General features: G+C 32.9%; 1 protein-coding gene. It reads right to left on the bottom strand.

The annotated features are described in order from the left end of the window. Positions 1-325 (bottom strand): sulfatase-like hydrolase/transferase (locus tag QWI17_RS19475; RefSeq protein WP_302724196.1); only part of this gene is annotated, 325 nt, incomplete at both ends.

Below are 325 nucleotides of genomic sequence, written 5' to 3'. Positions count from 1 at the left end.
GACCAGTTCCAGACGGAATATCAATTTTTCCATCTTCGTATGAATAAGGTTTGTGGTTAGAAGTAGACATTACGAAAGCAAAAAATGGTTGTTTTGTTTTGTATTTTTCATCGGCAACTTTGATTACTTTTCTGTAAATATCATCGTCTGCAATTCCCCAAGCATTTTCAAAAGTAACTTCATCATCATTAATATTGAAACGATTGGTGTTGATTTTATCACTCAAAACACTACCACGACCACGATCGTAAATATCAAAACCATTTCCACCATAAAACGCATTCATATTATCAAAATATCCATCGCCACCATAAAAGAACATATT

The sequence above is a fragment of the Gilvimarinus gilvus genome, from assembly GCF_030518155.1.
Taxonomy (GTDB): Bacteria; Pseudomonadota; Gammaproteobacteria; order Pseudomonadales; family Cellvibrionaceae; genus Gilvimarinus; species Gilvimarinus gilvus.
The sequence above is the reverse complement of the archived record's forward strand: the minus strand, read 5'-3'. Positions and strand labels throughout refer to the sequence as shown.